This window comes from Serratia sp. CY55921 (genome assembly GCF_052167655.1).
Lineage (GTDB): Bacteria > Pseudomonadota > Gammaproteobacteria > Enterobacterales > Enterobacteriaceae > Serratia > Serratia ureilytica.
On sequence record NZ_JBJNMU010000001.1, the window covers coordinates 2,643,362 to 2,666,892 of the forward strand.

Consider the following 23,531-nt stretch of genomic DNA (forward strand, 5'->3'; position numbering starts at 1 on the left):
CACCCCGGTACGCCTCATATGTAGCAAGGGCTGTGCCAAATTTTATTTTGCATGGCGATTCAGCGGATTAGCGGGCACGCGGGCGCCGCCGCGGCGCGGTGCAGTACCGATACCTTGAATGGGTTAAATAATGCGCACTGATTTGGTGCGCGTCGCGTCGAAAAAGTGCAGAAAGGGGGCGTAGCCTGGCGGAGTTGCCTGCTTGTGGTGCGTTGGGAAAAATAAGGGCCGCGATCGCGGCCCGTGGGATCAGGCGGGTTGGCTCTCTTCGTGCACCGCTTCCGCCAACTGCTCGCCCGCCAGCTGCAGCTGATACATCTGGTAGTAGCGCCCCTGCTGCGCCAGCAGCTGTTGATGGTTGCCCTGCTCCACCGCCTGGCCGCGATGCAGCACCAGAATGGAATCGGCATCGACGATCGTCGAGAGGCGGTGAGCGATCACCACCAGCGTGGTGTGCTCGCGGATCACACGCAGCGCCCGCTGGATAGCCTGCTCGGTGCCCGAGTCGATGTTGGCGGTCGCCTCGTCGAGGATCAGGATCTGTGGCGCCTGCACCAATACCCGCGCCATCGCCAGCAGCTGTTTCTGCCCGACCGACAGGTTATTGCCCTGCTCCCCCAGCCGGGTATGGATACCCTGCGGGAAGCCGCGCACCAGACTCGCCAGCTGCACCGTTTCCAGCGCCCGCCAGACGGCCTCTTCATCGATGTTGCGTCCCAGCGTCACGTTGGCCAGCACCGAATCGGCGATCACCACCGGATCCTGTTGCACCATCGCCACGCCCTGGCGCAGCGTGCGGTGCGACAGGCTGGAGAGCGGACGGCCGTCGAGACGCACTTCCCCTTCGCTGACCGGGTAATAGCCCATCAGCAGGTTAGCCAGCGTGCTCTTGCCGCTGCCGGTGTGGCCGACCAGCGCCACGAAGCCGCGTGAGGGCACCGCCAGCGAAATATGCTGCAGCACCTTTTTATCCGCACGGTAGGCGAAGCTCAGATCGGTGATGTCGATGCTGCCGCTGGCCAACGGACGATCGTCTGCGCCGTAGCTTTGCTGGCTGCGATCCATCAGTTCGAAAATACGTTCGCCGGCCACCACCGCCTGCTGCAGGATCGACTGTTGTGACGTCAACTCGATCAGCGGTTCGTTCAAACGCCCCAGGTAGTTGATGAAGGCATAGAGCACGCCGACGCCAATCACGCCTTCGCCGCTGAAGCCGAACAACATCAGCAAACCGCACAGCACCAGCGCCGAAAACAGACTGAGCAGCGGCCGCAGAAGAAAACCGTCGAGCCGCAGCGTCTGCATGCGCGCGAGATAGTGCGATTGGCTGGCGGCGCTCATGCGTTCGCCGAAGCGCACCTGCTGGCGGAATTGCTGGATCACGCCCATGCCGTTGATCACTTCGTTGAAACCGTCGTTGATGTCCGCCAGATAACTGCGCACCCGGCGCACAATCGGCGTGCTGTAATATTGATAGATGCCCATCACCACGAACACCGCCGGGAAGATGCAGATAGCCACTAACGCCATGCGCCAGTCGAGGCTGAACATCGCCACCAGCATGGCGCCGATCAGCGCGGCGCTTTTCAGCACCGTGGAGACCACCATCACGTACAGATCCTTGATCACTTCGGTGTCGTTGGTGACGCGCGAGATCAATTGCCCGACCGGTTGCGTGTCGAAGGCGCTGAGCGGCTGGCGCAGCGCGGCGTCCATCACGTCGGTACGCAGCCGCTGCACCACGCCTACCGCCGCCTGGTTGAACAGCAGCGCCTGGAAGTAGTGCAGCGCCGCCGCCAGCAGCTCCAGCAGAATGTAGGCCGCCGCCAGCCCGCCGACAATCATCAGCGGCAGTTGCCCTTTGGCGACGTAATTATCGATAAAATAGCTGACCAGGATCGGCCCGGCGACTTCCGCCGCCGCCGCCACCCACAGCATCAGCACCGCCATCCCCAGCGGTTTGCGGTACGGCGAGCCGTAGGCCAGTAGCCGCTTCAACGTCGGCCACAGCTTTTGCACTTTATTCATCGGCCAACGCCTCCTCGCCGTTTTCCGGCGCTTCGTCCAGCGCCGCTTCCAGCTGCTGATAACGGTACATATCGCGATACCAGCCCGGCTGCGCCGCCAGCGCCGCCGGATCGCCGCGCTGCGCCACGCCGCCGTGCTGCATCACCAGGATTTCGCTGGCTTCGGTCAATGCCGACAGCCGATGCGCGCTGATAATCACCGTGCGATCTTGCCCCCAGCTGCGCAGGTTGTGCAGGATCTGGTGCTCGGTACGGCCGTCCACCGCCGACAACGCATCGTCGAGGATCAGGATCTCCGCATCCAGCAGCAACGCGCGCGCGATGGAGATGCGCTGTTTCTGGCCGCCCGACAGCATCACGCCGCGTTCGCCCACTTCGGTGTCATAGCCCTGCGGCAGCCGCAGAATGTCCTCATGGACGCTGGCCAGCCGCGCCGCCTGTTCAATCTGCGCCTGCGTCGCCCCCGGCTGGCCCAGCGCGATGTTGTTCGCCACGGTATCGGAGAACAGGAACGGCGTCTGGCTCACCACCGACAGCCGCGAACGCCAGTCGTCAAGCCTGACCTGCGGAAGCGGCAGGCCGTGATAGCGGATCTGCCCTTGGTCGACGTCGAACTGACGCTGGATCAGCGACAGTAATGTCGACTTACCGGCCCCGGTCGGCCCGCACAGCCCCAGCATCTGCCCCGGCTTCAACGTCAGCGCCAGGTCATGCAGCGCCGGGTGCGGGTTTTCCGGGTAGTGGAACGCGCGGATATCCACCTCCAGCACGCCGCGCCCGGCCGGCAACGCCTGCGGGCCGTCCTGCACCGCCGGCGCCTCGTCGAGCAGGCTGCGGATACGGCTGTAGGCCGCGCTGCCGCGCTCGACGATGTTGAACATCCAGGCCAGCGCCAGCATCGGCCAGATCATCAGGCCGAGGTACATCACAAAGCTGGTCAGTTGCCCGAGCGTCAGCGAACCGTTCACCACCATCCAGCTGCCGCCGCCGATGGCCAGCAGGTTAGAGGCGCCGATGGCGATATAAATGGTCGGATCGAAGCGCGCATCCACCCGTGCCACGTGCATGTTCTTGGCGCCGGTCTGCGCCGCGACGTCGGCGAAGCGGTTGGATTGGTGATCTTCCAGCCCGAAGGCCTTGATCATGCGGATGCTGGTCATGCTTTCCTGCGCCTGATCGTTGAGGCTGGAAAACGCCGCCTGCGCCGATTTAAAGCGCTGGTGCAGCTGATCGCCGTAATATTTGATGGCGATCGCCATCAGCGGCATCGGGATTAACGCCAACACCGTCAGTTGCCAGCTGATTTGGGTGCTCATCACCACCAGCACCACCAACCCCATCACCAGCGAATCCACCAGCGTCAGCACGCCTTCACCGGCGGCGAACACCACGCGATCCACGTCGTTGGTGGCGCGCGCCATCAGATCGCCGGTGCGGTGGCGCAGGTAGAACGCCGGGTTCTGCCGACTGAGCTGACGGTAAAAGTTTTCGCGCAGCTCGACCGCCAGCTGGTAGGAAGCGCCGAACAGCAGCACCCGCCACACATAGCGCAGCAGGTAAACGACGATCGCAGTGCCGATCATCAGCCCAAGCCAGGCCAACAGCATGCCGGTAGACATCTGTTTTTCGGTGACGCCGTCCACGATGATGCCGACCAGTTTAGGCGGCAGCAGTTGCAGGATGGCGATGACGATAAGCAATACCACCGCGCCCAGGTAGCGGCGCCACTCCCGGCGGAAGTACCAGCCGATTTGTGCAAATAATCTCACGCAGTTTGATTCCAGGGTTTTATGAGGTTTGTCTCTTTTTCCGCTTCAACGGAGCAGGATACCACCGTTGAGCCGCTCGTCCGGTGAACTTTTCACTCCGGCACCGGCAGCGCGGTGGTGTATTTGATTTTTTCCATGGCAAAGCTCGAGGTGACGTCAATAAGGCCCGGCACGCCGTTCACCAGGCGCTTGTAAAAACCGTCGTAGCTTTTCATGTCCGCCACTTCGACCTGCATCAGGTAGTCGTACTCTCCCGCCATACGGTAGAACGCCAGCACCTCGGGCATTTGGCTGGTCAGCTGCACAAACGCCTGATACCACTCGCTGCTGTGCTGTTGGGTCTTGATCAGTACGAACGCCGTCAGCCCCAAGCCAAGCTTTTCGTTATCCAACAAGGCCACCCGGCCGCGGATATAGCCTTCGTCTTCCAGACGTTTCAGGCGCTTCCAGCACGGCGTAGAGGTCAAATTAACCGCATCGGCCAGCGCCTGCAGCGACTGGGTGCAATCTTGCTGCAGCATGCACAGCAGCTTACGGTCTGTTTTATCTAACATAGCGGCCACCTGGAGAAAAATTTTCTCCCATTAGGCGATTAAACAGGGAAAATGGCAATCCTTTTTTCCTGCCGACAGGCTATGCTACGCCATAAATCAGCCCCCTATTCTGAGGCCAAATCATGACAAACTCTTGGGTAAAATATGCTATCGGTGAAATAGAAGCGGATTTTCAACGCTCCGCCGATACGCACCTGATTCGCCTGAACCTGCCGGCGTTTCCCGGCATCTGCCTGTACCTGAAAGATGAGAGCACCCACCCGACCGGCAGCCTGAAACACCGCCTGGCGCGCTCGCTGTTCCTTTACGGCCTGTGCAACGGCTGGATCACCGAGGACACCACCATCATCGAGGCCTCGTCCGGCAGCACGGCGGTGTCCGAAGCCTACTTCGCGCGGCTGATCGGTCTGCCGTTCATCGCGGTGATGCCGTCCTGCACCGCACGCCGCAAGGTAGAACAGATCGCCTTTTACGGCGGCCGCTGTCACTTCGTCGATCACGCCGCCCAGATCTACGCCGCTTCCGAACAGCTGGCGAAAGAGCTGAACGGCCACTATATGGATCAGTTCACCTACGCCGAGCGCGCCACTGACTGGCGCGGCAACAACAATATCGCCGACAGCATCTTCCGCCAGATGGCGCGCGAACCCTTCCCGGTGCCGAAACACATCGTGATGAGCGCCGGCACCGGCGGCACCTCCGCCACGCTGGGGCGCTATATCCGTTATCAGGGGCACGACACCCGGTTGACGGTGGTCGATCCGGAAAACTCGGTGTTCTATGACTGCTTCCACCACGGCGATCGCACCCTGATCGGCAGCTGCGGCAGCCGTATCGAAGGCATCGGCCGCCCACGCGCCGAGCCGTCGTTCATCCCTTCGGTGGTCGATAACATGTTGCGGGTGCCGGACGCCGCCAGCGTCGCCACCATTCACTGGCTGGAGGCCGTGCTCGGCCGCAAGGTCGGCGCCTCCACCGGCACCAACGTCTGGGGCGCGCTGCAATTGGCGAAGCAGATGCGGGAAAACGGCGAGCAAGGGGCGATCGTCACCCTGCTGTGCGACAGCGGCGAGCGCTACCTCGATACCTATTACAACCCGGAGTGGGTCAGCAACAACATTGGCGATCTGCAGCCGTATCTGGCGCAGCTGGCAAATTTGTAACGCCAGGCTTCGGGTAAAAAAAAGCCGGGTAGTCATACCCGGCCGGCTGTAAGGAGAACCTCATTCTTCGGGGGAATAGGTGAGGCAAGGTGAACGCAGCCAATGTTGTAAATAGTGGGCCACCGCCTGTTGTTGGCAATGGCCGATAACAGGCAGCTGCGGCAGCAGGGATTTCAGCTGCGGCAGGGCGTTGCCCATCACCACGCCGTGTCCCACCGCCCCCAGCATCTCTTTGTCGTTCATCGCGTCGCCGAACGCCATGCAGTCGGCCATCGTCAGCCCCAGATGGCGACTCAGTCGGTCCAGCGCCGTGCCTTTGTTGCAACCGAGCGGCAGCACCTCCAGGCAGTCGTAGGCGGAAAAGCATAGGTCTGCCTCACCGCCCAGCTGCGCCCGCAGCTGTACCTGCAATGCCAGCAACTCCTCGTGCGGCGCGACAAAACACACCTTGCTGTTGCCGAACGCCGGCAGGCGGCGCACGTCGGCCAGCTGAAAACGAAAACCGCTCAGGTGATGCGCCCGCAGCATCTCTTCCGGCACGGGGAATTCGGTCAGCCAACCTTCGTCGCGGAACACGTGCATACTGGCGCGGGTGCGCCAATGATGATGCAGCACCTCTTCGGCGACCGCCGCCGGCAGATCGGTGGCGTGCAGCTGTTGGCCACGGTTGTCATACACCCGCGTGCCGTTGCCGGTGATCAGATAGCCCTGCAGCCCCAGCTGCGCCATGATCGGTTGCGCATCAAGGTAGTGCCGCCCGGTGGCGAACGTCACCACCATCTCCCGCTCCACCAGCTGGTTCAGCACCGCCAGCGTTTCCGGGCCAACCCGGTGATCCGGCATCAACAACGTGCCGTCCATATCGAAAGCCGCCAGGCGATACATAAAGACCTCATGAATGTGAACGCGATTACAATCAGTGCAGTATGGGATGGTATTTGCGGAAGTAATAGTGAACAATTTGGGAAAACTGTTCCGGATTTCTGCTCATGCGCCTGGTTCACCGTCTCAGCCAATATCAACGCCTGTATCAACAGCTCGGCAACGCGACGGTCGCCGTGACCATCGGCGAGCTGGCGGCAATATTCTACTGCAGCGAACGCCATGCCCGCACGCTGGTGCAGCAGCTGCAGGATCAGGGCTGGCTGAGCTGGCATTCGCAGCCCGGCCGCGGCAAACGCGCCAGCCTGCGCTGCCTGAAAACACCGGATGAGCTGCGCGCGCAGCTGTTGCAGCAGCTGTTGCAACAGGGCAATCATCAGGGGGCGCTGGAGATGGCGCAGCTCGATCCGCAACACCTGCAGGATCTGCTCAGCCCGCACCTCGGCGGGCAATGGCAGGCCGGCAGCCCGACGCTGCGCATTCCCTATTACCGTACGCTGGAGGCGCTCGATCCGCTCACGCTGACCGGCCGCGCCGAGCAACATCTGGTGTCGACCCTGCACGCCGGGCTGACGCGCCTGATGACCGGTAACCCGGAGCCGCAGCCCGATCTGGCGCACCACTGGCAGATAAGCGATGGCGGCCTGCGCTGGCGATTCTTTTTGCGTAGCCAGCTGCGCTGGCACAACGGCGAACCGTTGACCGGCCAGCAACTGCTGCAAACGCTGGAAAAACTGCTGGGCCATCCGCGCAGCCAACCCAGCCTGAGCAGCGTCGCGAACGTCAGCCTGCCGCATCCGCTGTGCATTCAGTTCGACCTGCACCTGCCGGACTATTGGCTGGCACACCGGCTGGCGGAGCTGCCTTGTCTGATGACGCACCCCGAACTGCCGGCCATCGGCGCCGGCCCATTTAAACTGGCGTTGAATGAACCGCAGTTGGTGAGGCTGGAACAGCATGCCGGTTACCATCTGCAGCATCCGTATCTGGACACCATCGAATACTGGATCACGCCCGATCTGCCCATCACCGGCGCCGACGCCAGCTGCCGGCATCCGGTGCGCATCACCATCGGTCAGCAAGACGATTTGGCGCAGGCCCGGCCGGTGCAGCGCAGCATGAGCCTGGGCTGGTGTTATCTGGCGCTGAACCTGCGCCACGGCGTGCTGAGCGAAGCCCAGGGGCAAAAGCTGCTGATGCTGATCCAGCAGTCCGGCCTGCTCAGCCATCTGCCGATCCCCAACAGCGTGATCACCCCCAGCCATGAAATGCTGCCCGGCTGGCGCATCCCCAGCCAACGGATTGAAGAAGATGTCCCGCTGCCCGCTCGGCTAACATTGCTGTATCGGCCGCCGGTCGAGCTGCAAACGGTGACGGTCGCGCTACAGCGGCTGCTCGCGCAGCACGGCTGCGAGCTGGAAGTGCGTTACTACGCCGGCAAGCGCTGGCAAAGCGAGGTGCAAATCGCCCAGGCCGACCTGCTGCTGGCAGACAACCTGATCGGCGAGGCGCCTGAGGCGACGCTGGAGAGCTGGCTGCGGCAGGATTCGCTGTGGCGCGGTATCCTGACGGCAAGCCGCTGGCAGCAGCAGCAGGAGACGCTGCGGGAGATCCAACAGCTGCAGGCGCAGCCACTGCGCTTCGAACGGCTGCAGGCCTATTATCAACAGCTGATGGCCGCCGCCATCATCACGCCGCTGTTCCACTACCAGTATCAGATCAGCGCGCCGCCGCGTATGCATGGCGTGACGCTGACCGCCCATGGCTGGTTCGATTTTTGCCAGGCGTGGCTGCCGCCGCCGGTGGATGACGCACCGACCGGAGCCGAACCGCCCTGCGCCTGACGGCCCTTTCTGCTACTATTGTCGCCGCAACGCAATTTTTATCCTGCCGCCCGAATGTGTATCGGGAATGGCCAAAGCCCAAAAAGGTGATTTTATGAAGCGCGCGGTTGTCGTTTTCAGCGGTGGACAAGACTCCACGACCTGCTTGATCCAGGCATTGCAACAGTATGACGAAGTTCACTGCGTCACGTTCGATTACGGCCAGCGCCATCGCGCCGAAATTGAAGTGGCTCAGGAGCTGTCGGAGGCCCTCGGCGCCAAGGCGCACAAGGTGCTGGACGTGACGTTGCTCAATGAGCTGGCCATCAGCAGCCTGACTCGCGACAATATTCCGGTTCCCGCCTACGATCCCAACCAGAAAAACGCGCTGCCGAGCACCTTCGTGCCGGGCCGCAACATCCTGTTCCTGACGCTGGCGGCGATCTACGCCTACCAGGTGGAAGCGGAGGCGGTGATCACCGGCGTGTGTGAAACCGACTTCTCCGGCTACCCGGATTGCCGCGACGAGTTCGTCAAAGCGCTGAACCAGGCGGTGGTGTTGGGCATCGCCCGCGATATCCGCTTCGAAACGCCGTTGATGTGGCTGAACAAGGCCGAAACCTGGGCGCTGGCGGACTATTACCAGCAGCTGGATCGGGTGCGTCAGGATACGCTGACCTGCTACAACGGCATCAAGGGTGACGGCTGCGGCGAATGCGCCGCCTGCAACCTGCGCGCCAATGGCCTGACGCAGTATCGCGCCAACCAGGCGGAAGTGATGGCGGCGTTGAAACAGAAGGCCGGTCTGGCCTGAGGCAGCGACGGCGGCAGCCGCCGCCGGTGAGCTGACTGCGAATGTTATTTGGGCGTGAGCGCTTCCAGGTGCTCGCGCAATTCCCCTTCAATCGGCAGCGCCCGCTGCGTTTTCAGATCGACGCACACGAAAGTCAGCAGCGCGTCGGCCACCGGCGTCCCCGCCGGATACTGCGTCACCTTCTGGCTCAGTACCCCGCTTTTGCCGTTGAGCTGCACCATCTGGCTGTCGATGCGCAGTTTATCCCCCAATACCGCCGGGCTGCGGTAATTGATATTGATGTTCACCACGATGAAAGCGATGTTGTTTTCCGTCATCCAGCGGAACCCTGCCTCGTTTTCCAGCCACTCCCAGCGCGCCTCCTCCAGAAACTCCAGATAGCGGGCATTGTTAACGTGCTGGTAGACATCAAGGTGATAACCGCGAACTTTGATAAAGGTTTGCATAGGGAACGATCGCTCCTGCCTGGTGATTACAGAAAGAGGGAGCCGCGTGGGCTCCCTCGCCCGTTTGGTCAACGCGCCAAACTGGTAAGACCTGTAAAATGTAGCAGAGTCGCCATTGCCTCAGCGGCATTTTGCCGCGCAGCCGCGACCGGGATCACATTTTCAGCCGAGTGCGGTTCTTCTCGAACAGCGCCGGTCCGATGCCCGGCACCTCCTGCAGTTGCTCAACCTGGGTGAATGGCCCGTTCTGTTCGCGATAGCGCACAATGCCTTCCGCCTTCTTCAGACCGACACCGCTCAAAGCCGCTGCGAGCTGTTCGGCGGTGGCCTGATTGATGCTGACCGCCGTCTCTTCGGCCGCCTTGGTCATCGCCTGTTGCCCGCCATTGCTCGTCGGGGTTGAGAGCATCGGCGCCGGCGCATCGGCTTTATCCGCCGCGGCGGCCGGCACCGCCAGGCATAACAACAGCGCGGCCAGCGCGGCTTTAACGTGATGACGGTAACCTGATAACGTTTTTTTCTCTGTATGTTGCATGCTGTATCCTCCTTGTGTGTGACAGCACGGCTACCTTGCCGCGGCGGCAGATATTCAGCAATCGGCGGATATCAGATGTGGAAAAGGCCGCGAAAGCGGCCTTTGTTTGTTGCACTGCGTTGCAGAAAAATGCGGCGATTACTGCGGCTGTTGCTCAGCGGCGCCCATTTTAATTTTGGCTTCTTTACGCAGGCTCGCCAGCAGCGAATCGAAGGAAACGCCGGTCGCGCCCTCTTCCATCTTGCCGACGAAGGTTTTCATTTCGTCTTCCGGCAGCGTGCCTGGCTTCACCGCATCGAGTGCGATCAGCACCACGTTGTCCTGGCGATCCTGCGACATGCCGTACACCGGTTTGCCGTCCTGCGGGTGCGGCAGCGCGAACACGCTCTCCACCAGCTGGCTGTCTTCCGGCGCGCGCGCCATCTTCTGCACGGCACCAAAGCTCAGGCCGGCGGCTTTCATCGCCTCGTCGCCCTTGCCCTGCTTCAGCTCAACCAGCAGCTTCTCACCCTGCAGTTTCGCTTCTTGCACCGCCTTGTTGCGCTTCACCAGATCCGCCACGCGGTCTTTTACCTGGTCGAACGGCTCGATGCCTTCCGGCTTGTGGCCGCTCACGCGCACCACGAAGGCGCGGTCGCCGTCTACGGTGATCACGTCGGAGTTACTGCCCGGCGCGCCGTTCTCGCCGATCAGCGAACCGTCGAAGATCGCCTGCACCACCGGCTTGAAGTTCAGCGCCGCAGGGATGTTGTCGCGGGTGAACCAGTCGGTTTGCGCCGCTTTCACGCCGGCTGCTTCTTCAGCCGAGGCCAGGGATTCGTTGTCGCTGGTTGCCGCTTCGCTCACCTTCTGCTGCAGCGCGTAATACGCATCTACAGCTTTCTCCTGCTTCACCTGCTTGGCGATAGCGTCATGCACTTCGCTCAGCGGCTTCAGTTTCTCTGGTTCGATGTCGTTCAAACGCACGATCAGGTAGCCGACGGAAGATTTCACCACGCCGGACAGCTGCCCTTTTTCAGTCAGGTTAGCCTGCTTCAGCTCGTCGGCGGTGGTTTCCGGCTCCAGCCAACCCAGTTCGCCGCCGGTACGGCGTGAAATGATGTCGGTGGATTTCTCTTTCGCCAGCGTGGCGAAATCGGCGCCCTTCTTCAGCTCATCCAGCGCCGCATTGGCTTCCGCCTCGGTTTTCAGCTGGATCACGCTGTAGTTTTTACGCTCCGGCTGGCCGTAGCTGCTCTTGTGCTGGTCGTAGTAAGCGCTGATGTCCTCTTCGCTCACTTTCACCTTGTCCTGCATGGACGCGGCGTCCAGCGGGATATAGCTCACCTTCACCTGCTCCGGGGCGATGAAGCTGTTCTTGTTCTGATCGTAATACGCCTTCAGTTCGTCGTCGCCGGCGCTCTGTTTCGCCTGCAGCGCCTTCAGATCGATAGTCGCCAGACGCACGTCGCGCTCCTGCAGCACCAACGCCGCCATGGCTAGTGATTCGGACGGCAGCACGAAGCCGGATTCGCCGAAGGCCTGGATCAGCTGCTGATTGACCAGCTGCTGACGCATCGACTGCGCGAAGTTGTCGGCGGTGTAGCCCATACGGCCGATCAGGTCGAGGTACTTGGCGTTATCGAACTGGCCGTTGGTTTGGAAATAAGGCGCCTTGCGGATGGCGTCCTTGATCTGATCGTCGCTGACCGCCAGGCCCAGCTTCTTGGCGTATTGGTCGAGCAGCATGTTGTCGATCAACTGGGACAACACCTGACGGCGCATCTGCTGCATGTAGCCTTCGTTGCCGGCCAGCGCAGAGAACTGGTCACCCAGCTGCTGCTGCATGCGGCTACGCTCGCTTTGGAAAGCCTGTTCCAGCTGAGCGCGTTCGATCGTCTGACCATTTACTTTCGCAGCATAATCGCCGGAGCCGCCGATCAGGTAGTTACCCACCCCGGTCAGGACGAATGACAGGATGATCAGGGCCAGGATGATTTTGAGCACGACGTGATTGGCAGCCGCGCGTAAATTGTCCATCATAGTGTGACAACACTCCGCTGTGATGTGGATTAACAACCCTTGTGCAGGCGCGTTCCCTGCGACAAAAATAAAAAAAGCGCATCAGTCCGATGCGCCTTGTATCTTACCTTACCAGCACCGCTGCGTCAGGTGATTGTTTATTACAAAACCCTGTTACGCTAAACGGTTAGACGCCAAATCAGTTTACAGCGTCTTTCAGCGCTTTCCCTGCACGGAAGGCCGGCACTTTGGCTGCCGCGATCTTGATTTCTTTACCGGTTTGCGGGTTACGGCCGGTACGAGCCGAACGTTCACGCACGGTGAAGGAACCGAAACCAACCAGAGCCACGTCATCCCCAGCTTTCAGAGAGTCGGTAACGGAAGCGATTACTGCGTCTAAAGCACGTCCAGCTGCCGCTTTGGAAATATCAGCACCTGCGGCAATCTTGTCGATCAGTTGTGACTTATTCACTCTATCATCCCCTCTAGAATTCTATCGTCGCACCGAAAAATCCCTACGGTTGCGACAGCGCAGCTGTTATATCAATCCCATCGAACCTTGGCAAGCCACCGACTGGGTGGCAAAACGTGGGCCGACAGAGATCTAACTTAGCGGTACAAAAAAATACTGGCAAGTCCGAAATGGCTTGCCAGTATAAGTTTTATCAATGGTTTTTGCGATTCGTCACTATTTTGCCGCTACCGGCAGTGCGCCGAAGGCCGGGTTTTGCAACGCAATGTTCAAAACTTCATCGATTCGCTGCACCGGATGAATCTCCAGATCGGCGATGACATTGTCCGGGATCTCTTCCAGATCGCGCTTGTTCTCGTAAGGGATCAGCACGGTTTTGATGCCGCCGCGATGCGCCGCCAACAGTTTCTCTTTCAGGCCGCCGATCGGCAACACCTGGCCGCGCAGCGTGATCTCGCCGGTCATCGCCACATCGGCGCGTACCGGGTTGCCGGTCAGGCAGGAGACCAGCGCGGTGCACATCGCGATACCGGCGCTTGGGCCGTCTTTCGGCGTCGCCCCTTCCGGCACGTGCACGTGGATGTCGCGCTTCTCGTAGAAATCGGCGTTGATGCCCAATTTCTCCGCGCGCGCGCGCACCACGGTCAGCGCCGCCTGAATCGATTCCTGCATCACTTCACCCAGAGAGCCGGTGTAAGTCAGCTTGCCTTTGCCCGGCACGCAGGCGGTTTCGATGGTCAGCAGATCGCCGCCCACTTCCGTCCACGCCAGCCCGGTGACTTCGCCCACGCGGTTTTCGGTATCCGCACGGCCGTAATCGACGCGCTGCACGCCCAGGTAGTCCTTCAGGTTGTCGCCGTTGATCTCAATGTGCTTGCGCTTCTTGTCCATCAGCAGCGTTTTCACCGCTTTACGGCACAGTTTGGAGATTTCACGCTCCAGGCTGCGCACCCCGGCTTCGCGGGTGTAGAAGCGAATGATGCCGATGATGGCGCTGTCGTCGACCGTCAGCTCGCCTTTTTTCAGCGCGTTGCGCTCAAGCTGCTTCGGCAGCAGGTGCTGTTTGGCGATGTTGAGCTTTTCGTCCTCGGTATAACCCGACAGACGGATCACTTCCATACGGTCCAGCAGCGGCGCAGGGATGTTCATCGAGTTGGAGGTGGCGACGAACATCACGTCGGACAGATCGTAATCCACTTCCAGGTAGTGGTCGTTGAACGCCACGTTCTGTTCCGGATCCAGCACCTCCAGCAGAGCGGAAGCCGGATCGCCGCGCATGTCGGAAGACATCTTGTCGATCTCATCCAGCAGGAACAGCGGGTTCTTCACCCCAACCTTGGCCATTTTCTGGATCAGTTTGCCCGGCATCGATCCGATGTAGGTACGGCGGTGACCGCGGATTTCCGCTTCGTCACGCACGCCGCCTAACGCCATGCGCACGTACTGGCGCCCGGTCGCTTTGGCGATCGACTGCCCCAGCGAGGTTTTACCCACGCCCGGCGGCCCAACCAGACACAGGATAGGCCCTTTGATTTTGCTGACGCGGCTCTGCACCGCGAGGTACTCGAGGATGCGATCCTTGACGCGCTCCAGGCCGTAGTGATCGGTATCGAGCACTTCCTGCGCCTTGACCAGGTCTTTTTTCACCTTGCTGCGCGCGTTCCACGGCACCTGCAGCATCCAGTCGATGTAGCCGCGTACCACGGTCGCTTCCGCCGACATCGGCGACATCATCTTCAGCTTTTGCAGTTCCGCTTCGGTTTTCTCGCGCGCCTCTTTCGGCATTTTCGCCGCATCGATCTTGCGCTTCAGCGCTTCGTGCTCGTCCGGCGCGTCGTCCATCTCGCCCAGTTCTTTCTGAATCGCCTTCATCTGCTCATTCAGATAGTACTCGCGCTGGCTCTTCTCCATCTGCTTCTTGACGCGGTTGCGGATGCGTTTCTCAACCTGCAGCAGGTCGATCTCCGACTCCATCATCGCCATCAGGTATTCCAGACGCTCGGTGATGTCGGACATCTCGAGCACCGACTGTTTGTCGCTGAGTTTCAGCGGCATGTGGGCGGCGATGGTGTCCGCCAGGCGCGCGGCGTCGTCGATGCTGTTCAGTGACGTCAGCACCTCCGGCGGGATTTTTTTGTTCAGTTTGATATAGCCTTCAAACTGATTGATCGCGGTGCGCACCAGCACTTCCTGCTCGCGCTCGTCGATAGCCGGCGATTCAAGGTATTCCGCCTGCGCGGCAAAATGCTCACCGCTGTCGGACAGCGTAGTGATGCGTGCGCGCTGCAGCCCCTCGACCAGCACTTTTACCGTGCCGTCCGGCAGCTTCAGCATCTGCAGGATCGACGCTACGGTGCCAACCGAGAACAAGTCGTTAATGCCAGGTTCATCCGTTGAGGCCTCTTTCTGTGCCACCAGCATGATCTTCTTATCGTGATCCATTGCGGCTTCGAGGCACCGAATCGATTTTTCCCGGCCAACAAATAACGGGATCACCATGTGCGGATAAACCACCACGTCGCGCAATGGCAAAACGGGGATTTCAATGCGTTCGGAACGCTCAGGGTTCATAGAGCTCTCTCTTAGTTTAATTTCCGCCAGGTTGAGGGGGAATCTCATGAGACGCAAGCATCTAACGTTTCATAAAATCTGGTTAATGAGTATATGGGGATGAATCTCTTACATTCAACGGCAAGAATGCAGGAAAAAGAAATGGGGGATGAAATCCCCCATTTTGCTGATAACGCGCTGGTTTAACTGGCTAATTATTCGCCAGATGCCTGGGCTTCCGGCTTGCCGTAAATCAGCAGCGGTTTGGATTGACCGGCAATCACCGACTCGTCGATCACCACTTTGTCCACGCTGTCCATCGACGGCAGATCGTACATGGTATCGAGCAGCGCGCCTTCCACGATGGAACGCAGGCCGCGGGCGCCGGTTTTGCGCGCCATGGCTTTCTTGGCGATGGCGTTCAGCGCTTCGTCACGGAACTCCAGCTCCACGCCTTCCAGGTTGAACAGCGCCTGATACTGCTTGGTCAGAGCGTTCTTCGGCTCTTTCAGGATCTGAATCAGCGCGTCTTCGCTCAGCTCGCTCAGGGTCGCCACCACCGGCAGACGGCCGATGAACTCAGGGATCAGACCGAACTTGATCAGGTCTTCCGGTTCGGCCTGCAGCAACAGTTCGCCTTCGGTGGCCTTCTCGGACTCGCCCTTGACGGTCGCGCCGAAGCCGATGCCGGAGCCGGTGTTGACGCGCTGACCGATCACCTTATCCAGGCCGGCAAATGCGCCGCCGCAGATAAACAGGATCTTGGAGGTATCGACCTGCAGGAACTCCTGCTGCGGATGCTTGCGCCCACCCTGCGGCGGAACCGCGGCGATGGTGCCTTCAATCAGCTTCAGCAGCGCCTGCTGCACGCCTTCACCCGAAACGTCACGCGTGATAGACGGGTTGTCGGACTTGCGGGAAATCTTATCGATTTCATCGATATAAACGATGCCGCGCTGCGCTTTCTGCACGTCATAGTCACATTTTTGCAACAGCTTCTGGATAATATTTTCCACGTCCTCGCCCACGTAACCGGCTTCGGTCAGCGTGGTGGCGTCGGCCATGGTGAACGGCACGTCCAGGAAGCGCGCCAGCGTTTCCGCCAGCAGAGTCTTGCCGCTACCGGTTGGGCCAATCAGCAAGATGTTGCTCTTGCCCAACTCGATACCGTTGCTGGTATCGCCGTTGCGCAGGCGTTTGTAGTGGTTGTACACCGCAACCGCCAGCACTTTCTTCGCCTGCTCCTGACCGATGACATAGTCATCCAGGTGGTGGCGGATTTCGTGCGGCGTCGGCAGCGCACTGCGCTCACGATGCGGGGCAACTTCTTTAATCTCTTCGCGAATAATGTCGTTACACAGATCGACACATTCATCGCAGATATACACTGACGGCCCGGCAATCAGCTTACGCACTTCATGCTGGCTTTTGCCGCAAAAAGAGCAGTACAGCAGCTTTCCTGAACCGTCTTTGCGCTTATCTGTCATCAGTCAAACCTCTTCTTTAGTCTTGTCCCGCAGGAAAATCACGGCGGCAGTGCGCCCAAACTCATATCGGGAACGCCGGGGGGCTACAACAGAGCGAGCCCCTGCCCACTCTGATTACTATAGTCCATCGGCGCCGCGTGGTTCTAGCTGCGGTGTGTCAGAATGCTGTCAACCAGGCCGTATTCCACGGCTTCTTCCGCGGTCATAAAGCGATCGCGCTCGGTATCGCGCTCGATCTGCTCCAGCGGTTGGCCGGTATGCTCGGCCATCAGTTCATTCATGCGCGCTTTCACCTTGAGGATTTCACGCGCGTGGATTTCGATGTCCGTCGCCTGGCCCTGGTAGCCGCCCAGCGGCTGGTGAATCATCACGCGCGAGTTCGGCAGGCAGAAACGTTTGCCTTTGGCGCCTGCGGTCAGCAGGAAGGAGCCCATCGAGCACGCCTGCCCCATACAGATGGTGCTGACGTCCGGCTTGATGAACTTCATGGTGTCGTAAATCGACATGCCCGCAGTGATCACCCCGCCCGGCGAGTTGATGTAGAGGAAAATGTCTTTTTCCGGGCTTTCCGCTTCGAGGAACAGCATTTGCGCCACGATCAGGTTGGCCATGTGATCTTCCACCTGGCCGGTCAGGAAAATGATGCGCTCTTTCAGCAGGCGGGAATAGATGTCGTAAGAACGCTCCCCGCGTGAAGTCTGCTCTACCACCATCGGCACCAGCGCCATGTTCGGTGCAAATTGATCTCGTTCGCCACTGTATGACATTACCGTCTCCTAATAGAAATTGCCTTGGCGGCCAGGGTGTCACCCTAATACGCCGATTCTACTTGAGAACGGCCATGATGACTATGCTCAAGCATTCGACCCGCGCCACACGTACCCGACGGTTATTTCATCCCGCGCACTTTGGCAAACAGCCCCAGAATTATTCTTTACAGATTGGGGGAGCCCGGCGCGATTTCAAGCCCAGAGGCCGATTTTCTCCGCGCGCCGGAAACGATGCCGTTATTCTGACCGTTATCATGCCAGCCAGTTCCCCAGGCAACAGGGTAAATATAGTGCATATTGCCCCGCTTAACCTGAGATTAATCAGCAACGTGGCAAAAAGAAAAGCCCGCAACCTGAGGTTGCGGGCTTTTTCATCGTGCGCCGGTTCGCCAGGCGAAACCGGGGGCGCCGTTCATCGCGCCCGGCACGCAGGCATTACGCCTGTTGAGTTTGGTTCATCAGCTCGCTGAAGGTAGTGGCTTTTTCAGTCACTTTCGCTTTTGCCAGCAGGGCTTCAACCGCTTGCTCTTCCAGAGCCACGTTGCGCATGTTGTTCATCAGCTCTTTGTTTTTGCTGTAGAACTCAATGACTTCGCTCGGATCTTCGTAGGCGGAGGCCATTTCTTCGATCAGCGTCTTCACGCGGTCTTCGTCAGCTTTCAGATCGTTGGTGCTGATCACTTCGCCCAGCAGCAGGCCAACCACTACGCGGCGTTTGGCTTGCTCTTCGAACAGCTCGCGTGGCAGTTCCAGCGCTTGCTTCTCGTTGCCGCCGAAACGCTGTGCAGCCTGACGACGCAGCACGTCGATTTCGCCGTCGATCAGCGCAGCAGGCACGTCGATTTCGTTCGCGCTCACCAGGCCTTCGATCGCCTGAGACTTGATGCGGTTACGCACGGCGCCTTTCAGCTCGCGCTCCATGTTCTTGCGAACTTCGGTGCGCAGACCGGCAACGGAACCGTCCGCCACGCCGAAACGCTTGATGAACTCTTCGGTCAGTTCAGGCAGCTCGCGCTCTTCAACTTTCTTCAGCACGATAGCGAATTTGGCCGCTTTGCCCTTCAGGTTTTCCGCGTGGTAGTCTTCCGGGAAGTTCACGTCGATGGAGAACTCTTCGCCCGCTTTGTGACCGACCAGACCTTCTTCGAAGCCTGGGATCATGCGGCCCTGGCCCATTGCCAGCACGAAGTCGGACGCTTTGCCGCCTTCGAACTCTTCACCGTCGATAGAACCGGTGAAGTCAACGGTCACGCGATCTTCAGCTTCCGCCGCGCGATCGGTTTCTTTCCAGGTCGCCTGCTGCTTGCGCAGAGTGTCCAGCATCGCGTCGACGTCTTCGTCGTTCACTTCCACTACTGGTTTTTCAACTTCGATGTTTTCCAGGCCTTTCAGCTCAACTTCTGGATACACTTCGAATTCAACGGCGAAAGTGAAGTCTTCACCTTCTTTGTACTCGCCCGGCACGTAGTTTGGTGCGCCGGCCGGATTAATCTTTTCTTTGATGATCGCGTCAACGAAGCTGCGCTGCATCGCTTCGCCCAGCACGTCCTGACGAACAGAGGCGCCGTAACGCTGTTCCACGATGTTCATCGGCACTTTGCCTTTGCGGAAGCCGTCGATACGCACGCTTTTCGCTGCGTTGATCAGCTCTTTCTTCACCGCCTGCTTGATAGTATCAGCCGGTACAGTAATAGAGAGACGGCGCCCAAGGCCTTGAGTGGTTTCTACTGAAACTTGCATCTTGTTACCTCAAAAAAATCACAGTGCTCGGTCAACTCCGTTCCAAGAACCAGGACGGCTACAAATAAGAACCGAGTTCCCTGATGACAGAAGCGTCCCGAAACCATTCCGGAAAAATAAGACGCGACATTATAGCGGCGCATGCATGGCGAGTCGAGGAAAGCTAGGCGGCGCAGGCGCGCTAAAAATCACACTTTTGTCGATTCGATCGCCAAAAGGCCGCCAAAACAGACCGAACGTTGGCCATATTGCGCATCGGCCGTGTCGTCGTCAAAAACAGAAACGGCCCGCAGGCCGTTTCAAAATTCGTCAGTAGTAATACCCTAATTCGAGGGCAAAGTTCCACTGATACCTGAAAATTTCCCCCTCAGGCCAGCGTCCCGGCGCCGCGGCACGGCGGCGAGGCCGGCACGGTATCCTGCAACCCTTCCCACTCTTTGAGCGTATAGGTGTGCAGCGCCAGCGCGTGTACGCCATCGGCCAACTCTTCCGACAATACCCCGTAGATGGAGCGGTGACGCGTCAAAAACCGTTCGCCGACGAAGCGATCGCTGACCAATACCACTTTGAAATGACTTTCTGAACCCGCCGGAACGTTATGACGATAGCTTTCATCAACGACTTCCAGATACGCGGGCTCAAACGCCGCCCTTAACTTTGCTTCTATTTGCTCGCGAATCATAGGATCTCCTTACAACACCGGCAGAGGACCGTGCCCATCTAGTTCAATATTAGCCGGTTTTCCCCCGTTTAGACCATCGCCTGGACAAATTTCTCTTTTCTGCGGTCAGAGGATGAGCGTCATCCCCGCCGCTTGGGGGATTATCCGATTGAGCGGGCCAAAAAAGCGTGTTTTTATCAACGGCAGGTAAAAATTTGTCACTCAGGCGCCTTCCGCGCTTCCACCGCACGGCGGCGATGCTATGATGTCGGCAATTCGTTGTCGGCTATCCCGCTCTGATTATTGCTAAATCCATCGAGAATGAGACAGAAAACATGTTAAAGAAACTTTGTCTTCCTTTGCTGACCGCCCTGCTGCTGGCCGGCTGCGCGACCAGCAGCAACACCCTGAACGTCACGCCGAAAATCGTTCTGCCGCAGCAGGATCCGACCCTGCAGGGCATCACCATCAGCATCAACGGCGCGGATCAGCGCACCGATCAGGCGCTGGCCAAGGTGAACCGCGACGGCCAACTGGTCACGCTGACGCCGTCGCGCGATCTGCGTTTCCTGCTGCAGGAAGTGCTGGAGAAACAAATGGGCGCCCGCGGTTACATGATTGGCGCCGACGGCCCGGTCGCGCTGCAGGTGGTCGTCAATAATCTGTACGCGGACGTATCCGAAGGCAACCTGCGCTACAACATCACCACCAAAGCCGACATCTCGATCATCGCCCAGGCGAAGAACGGCAACAAGCAGGTGAAAAACTACCGCTCGACCTATAACGTGCAGGGCGCCTTCACGGCGACCAACGACAAGATCACCGACGCCGTCAACTCCGTGCTGGGCGACGTGATCGCCGACATGGCGCAGGACACCAGCGTCAACGACTTTATCAAGCAAAACGCGCGCTAATCGGCGCGCCTGGCGCCGCCCGGCGGATCGGGCGGCGCAGACAGGGAACTCATGTCGAAACACTATCTGAACATCTTCACCCAGCGTAACTCCGCCATTCTGCTGCTGCTGGGCTTCGCGTCGGGTCTGCCGCTGGCACTGACCTCCGGCACGCTGCAAGCCTGGATGACCGTCGAAAACATCGATCTGAAAACCATCGGCATCTTCTCGCTGGTGGGCCAGGCCTACGTCTTCAAATTCCTCTGGTCGCCCTTCATGGATCGCTATACCCCGCCGTTCCTCGGGCGGCGGCGCGGTTGGCTGCTGATCAGCCAGCTGCTGCTGGTGGCGGCGATCGTGGCGATGGGCTTTATGCAACCCGCGCAGCACCTGTGGTGGCTGGCGGCGTTGGCGGTGCTGGTGGCGTTCTGCTCCGCCTCGCAAGATATCGTGTTCGACGCCTATAAAACCGACCTGCTGAAAGCCGAAGAACGCGGCGCGGGCGCGGCGATATCGGTGCTGGGTTATCGGCTGGCGATGCTGGTTTCCGGCGGCCTGGCGCTGTGGCTGGCGGATCGCTATTTCGGCTGGCAAGCCACCTACTGGCTGATGGCCGGATTGATGCTGATCGGCGTGGCTGCCACGCTGATGGCGCCGGAACCGGATGAAAGCATCCCGGCGCCGCGCACCATGGAACAGGCGGTCGTCGCGCCGCTGCGCGATTTCTTCGGCCGCAACAACGCCTGGCTGATCCTGCTACTGATCGTGATGTACAAAATGGGCGACGCCTTCGCCGGCAGCCTGAGCACCACCTTCCTGATCCGCGGCGTGGGATTCGACGCCGGCGAAGTGGGGCTGGTGAACAAAACCCTCGGGCTGTTCGCCACCATCGTCGGCGCTCTGTTCGGCGGCGTGCTGATGCAGCGTCTCACCCTGTTCCGCGCCCTGATGCTGTTCGGCGTCCTGCAGGCGGTCTCCAATCTCGGCTATTGGATTCTGGCGGTGACCGACAAGAACCTGCTCACCATGGGCAGCGCCATCTTCCTTGAAAACCTGTGCGGCGGCATGGGCACCGCGGCCTTCGTCGCGCTGCTGATGACGCTGTGCAACCGTTCGTTCTCCGCCACCCAGTTCGCGCTGCTGTCGGCGCTGTCCGCCGTGGGCCGCGTTTATGTCGGGCCGATCGCCGGCTGGTTCGTCGAAGCCCATGGTTGGCCGCTGTTCTATCTGTTTTCGATCGCCGCCGCGCTGCCGGGCTTGCTGTTGCTCGGCGTCTGCCGCCAGACGCTGGAACACACCCAGCAGCATGGCGACTTTATGCCGCGCACCGCGTTTACCCAGGCTTACCGCTGGGCGCTGCGCCTGCTGACGCTGGGCTGCTCGCTGCTGGGGCTGTGGTTGCTGCTGCTGATCGCCAATGCGCTCGACTGGACGCAGGCGCCGCTGTTGGCCGACCGGTTGCTGCAGATCGGCGCCGCATTGAGCCTGCTCGGCGTCGCGATGGGCAGCATGCTGGATTATCTGGCGCTGCGCCGCGCTCGTTTGGCGTAACCCGACCGGCCGGCGATTTTGCCGGCCGAAAAAAAAGCGATCCGGGGGTGTATTTATTTCGTTAAAAAAAGATAATCAGCGAGAAAATTATTTTTTTATCCGACTGCGGCGCTCGGAAATAAAATTAAATTCACCTTTAAGATACAATTATTTTACATTAAATAAACCTTTTCTGCGTATTTCCCCGCCGCGCATTTCTTCGCCAGATTCATCATACCTTTAGTTTTCCTTAACATACGGACTGCTCGTCACGATTCAGCGTGCCAACGCGTTGTTGTCATTGGTAAATTGTCACGCAGGGTTACATCTGTGACCCCCTTAACAGAAAGTGTCAACAAGCCGCTGACACTCCCTTAAGCATGTTTACAGTACTGCAACCTTCCCGTAAAATGCCCGCACACATGAAACGACAATTGAGCCTTTGTTATTGAGGTCGTTAGATGAGACTTAAGAAATACAATAAAAGTATTGGGATGCTGTCATTAATTGCAGGCACTGTATTGCTCAGTGGCTGCGATATGGTTTTGATGAATCCCAAAGGAGCAATTGGTGTTGAGCAACGGACACTGATTATCACTGCAATCGCGTTGATGTTGATCGTGGTGGTGCCAGTTATCTTCATGGCGTTCGCCTTTGCCTGGAAGTATCGCGCTTCCAACAAAGACGCCAAGTACAGTCCGAACTGGGCCCACTCCAACAAGATCGAAGCGGTCGTCTGGACCATTCCTATCATTATCATCGCCATCCTTGGCACCATTACCTGGAAGACTACCCACGAACTCGACCCGTTCAAGCCGATTGTCACCGACAAGAAGCCGATGACGATCGAAGTGGTGTCGCTCGACTGGAAATGGCTGTTCATCTATCCGGAACAAGGCATTGCGACCGTTAATGAGCTGGCTTTCCCGAAAGATGTTCCAGTCGAATTCAAGATCACCTCTAACTCGGTAATGAACTCGTTCTTTATCCCGCAGTTGGGTGGACAGATTTATGCGATGGCCGGCATGCAGACCAAACTGCACCTGATCGGCAACGAAGCCGGTGCCTACAAGGGCATCTCCAGCAGCTACAGCGGCGCAGGCTTCTCCGGTATGAAATTCACCGCGATCGTTACCCCGACCGAAGGCGACTTCGATCAGTGGGTGGCCAAGGTGAAGGCATCGCCTAAAAACCTGAACACCACCGACGACTTTAACAAACTGGCAGAGCCGAGTGAAAACAACCCGGTCGAGTACTTTGCCGCTGTCAAACCGAATTTGTTCAAAGAAACAATTGCCAAATTCATGGGCGACATGGATATGCACAAGGGCGCTGGCGCGCACGAAGGCATGGACATGAGCCAAGGTATGGACATGGGTGAACATGCTGCTCACGCCGGAGCCGAGGAATAACT

At 59.2% G+C, this 23,531-nt stretch carries 19 protein-coding genes; 6 read left to right on the top strand and 13 right to left on the bottom strand.

Going from position 1 to position 23,531, the window contains the following annotated elements:
- Positions 1-249: 249 nt before the first annotated feature.
- The 3 genes from smdB to ACJ8M3_RS12875 all read right to left on the bottom strand — a co-directional run bounded on the left by smdB (position 250) and on the right by ACJ8M3_RS12875 (position 4,350).
- Complete coding sequence (gene smdB / locus ACJ8M3_RS12865) at positions 250-2,028, bottom strand: multidrug efflux ABC transporter permease/ATP-binding subunit SmdB (protein WP_089196652.1); 1,779 nt, start codon at positions 2,026-2,028, stop codon at positions 250-252.
- Positions 2,021-3,796, bottom strand: coding sequence for a multidrug efflux ABC transporter permease/ATP-binding subunit SmdA (gene smdA / locus ACJ8M3_RS12870; RefSeq protein WP_089196651.1), 1,776 nt, complete (start codon positions 3,794-3,796; stop codon positions 2,021-2,023). Before smdA ends, smdB begins: the two co-directional genes overlap by 8 nt.
- A gap of 92 nt (positions 3,797-3,888) precedes the next feature.
- On the bottom strand, positions 3,889-4,350 hold the full coding sequence (locus tag ACJ8M3_RS12875; RefSeq protein WP_004940330.1) for an Lrp/AsnC family transcriptional regulator: 462 nt from the start codon (positions 4,348-4,350) through the stop codon (positions 3,889-3,891).
- Between the two features lie 122 nt (positions 4,351-4,472).
- Between ACJ8M3_RS12875 and ACJ8M3_RS12880 the strand changes: the two genes are divergently transcribed.
- Positions 4,473-5,513 (top strand): PLP-dependent cysteine synthase family protein, encoded by a 1,041-nt coding sequence (locus ACJ8M3_RS12880; protein WP_089196650.1) that lies wholly within the window; start codon positions 4,473-4,475, stop codon positions 5,511-5,513.
- Positions 5,514-5,573: 60 nt separating this feature from the next.
- Here ACJ8M3_RS12880 and cof read toward each other — a convergent pair whose 3' ends face one another.
- Positions 5,574-6,398: an HMP-PP phosphatase gene (gene cof / locus ACJ8M3_RS12885; protein ID WP_069100182.1), complete on the bottom strand. Its 825-nt coding sequence runs from the start codon at positions 6,396-6,398 to the stop codon at positions 5,574-5,576.
- Positions 6,399-6,502: 104 nt separating this feature from the next.
- Here cof and ACJ8M3_RS12890 point away from each other — a divergent pair, with 104 nt between their 5' ends.
- Both ACJ8M3_RS12890 and queC read left to right on the top strand, forming a co-directional pair.
- Positions 6,503-8,239 carry an SgrR family transcriptional regulator gene (locus ACJ8M3_RS12890; protein ID WP_069100181.1) on the top strand — a complete coding sequence of 579 codons (1,737 nt, stop codon included), beginning with the start codon at positions 6,503-6,505 and terminating at the stop codon, positions 8,237-8,239.
- 94 nt (positions 8,240-8,333) lie between these two features.
- The gene (gene queC, locus ACJ8M3_RS12895) at positions 8,334-9,032 is read left to right on the top strand and encodes a 7-cyano-7-deazaguanine synthase QueC (protein ID WP_033644204.1); all 699 of its coding nucleotides are present in this window, start codon (positions 8,334-8,336) and stop codon (positions 9,030-9,032) included.
- Between the two features lie 44 nt (positions 9,033-9,076).
- Here queC and ACJ8M3_RS12900 read toward each other — a convergent pair whose 3' ends face one another.
- The 9 genes from ACJ8M3_RS12900 to bolA form a co-directional block, all read right to left on the bottom strand.
- Positions 9,077-9,478 (bottom strand): acyl-CoA thioesterase, encoded by a 402-nt coding sequence (locus ACJ8M3_RS12900; RefSeq protein ID WP_069100180.1) that lies wholly within the window; start codon positions 9,476-9,478, stop codon positions 9,077-9,079.
- Positions 9,479-9,632: 154 nt separating this feature from the next.
- Positions 9,633-10,013: a ComEA family DNA-binding protein gene (locus ACJ8M3_RS12905; RefSeq protein WP_033642074.1), complete on the bottom strand. Its 381-nt coding sequence runs from the start codon at positions 10,011-10,013 to the stop codon at positions 9,633-9,635.
- A 138-nt stretch (positions 10,014-10,151) separates the two neighbouring features.
- Positions 10,152-12,035 (bottom strand): peptidylprolyl isomerase, encoded by a 1,884-nt coding sequence (ppiD, locus tag ACJ8M3_RS12910; RefSeq protein ID WP_046688356.1) that lies wholly within the window; start codon positions 12,033-12,035, stop codon positions 10,152-10,154.
- A 178-nt stretch (positions 12,036-12,213) separates the two neighbouring features.
- Positions 12,214-12,486, bottom strand: a complete 273-nt coding sequence (gene hupB / locus ACJ8M3_RS12915) for a nucleoid-associated protein HU-beta (protein ID WP_004940351.1) — start codon at positions 12,484-12,486, stop codon at positions 12,214-12,216.
- Between the two features lie 216 nt (positions 12,487-12,702).
- Complete coding sequence (lon, locus tag ACJ8M3_RS12920; RefSeq protein ID WP_019454189.1) at positions 12,703-15,057, bottom strand: endopeptidase La; 2,355 nt, start codon at positions 15,055-15,057, stop codon at positions 12,703-12,705.
- Positions 15,058-15,251: 194 nt separating this feature from the next.
- Positions 15,252-16,523, bottom strand: a complete 1,272-nt coding sequence (clpX, locus tag ACJ8M3_RS12925; RefSeq protein WP_004940354.1) for an ATP-dependent protease ATP-binding subunit ClpX — start codon at positions 16,521-16,523, stop codon at positions 15,252-15,254.
- A gap of 143 nt (positions 16,524-16,666) precedes the next feature.
- On the bottom strand, positions 16,667-17,290 hold the full coding sequence (gene clpP / locus ACJ8M3_RS12930) for an ATP-dependent Clp endopeptidase proteolytic subunit ClpP (protein ID WP_103682133.1): 624 nt from the start codon (positions 17,288-17,290) through the stop codon (positions 16,667-16,669).
- A gap of 438 nt (positions 17,291-17,728) precedes the next feature.
- Complete coding sequence (gene tig, locus ACJ8M3_RS12935) at positions 17,729-19,033, bottom strand: trigger factor (RefSeq protein ID WP_031300019.1); 1,305 nt, start codon at positions 19,031-19,033, stop codon at positions 17,729-17,731.
- Positions 19,034-19,400: 367 nt separating this feature from the next.
- Entirely contained in the window at positions 19,401-19,715 is a 315-nt protein-coding gene (bolA, locus tag ACJ8M3_RS12940) for a transcriptional regulator BolA (RefSeq protein WP_004940361.1), read from the bottom strand.
- Positions 19,716-20,029: 314 nt separating this feature from the next.
- Between bolA and ACJ8M3_RS12945 the strand changes: the two genes are divergently transcribed.
- The 3 genes from ACJ8M3_RS12945 to cyoA all read left to right on the top strand — a co-directional run bounded on the left by ACJ8M3_RS12945 (position 20,030) and on the right by cyoA (position 23,529).
- Positions 20,030-20,608, top strand: coding sequence for a lipoprotein (locus ACJ8M3_RS12945; RefSeq protein ID WP_033642071.1), 579 nt, complete (start codon positions 20,030-20,032; stop codon positions 20,606-20,608).
- A gap of 51 nt (positions 20,609-20,659) precedes the next feature.
- Entirely contained in the window at positions 20,660-22,138 is a 1,479-nt protein-coding gene (gene ampG / locus ACJ8M3_RS12950) for a muropeptide MFS transporter AmpG (RefSeq protein WP_033642070.1), read from the top strand.
- Positions 22,139-22,578: 440 nt separating this feature from the next.
- A complete protein-coding gene (cyoA, locus tag ACJ8M3_RS12955) occupies positions 22,579-23,529 on the top strand; it encodes a cytochrome o ubiquinol oxidase subunit II (protein ID WP_033642069.1) in 951 nt (316 codons plus the stop codon).
- Positions 23,530-23,531: the final 2 nt, after the last annotated feature.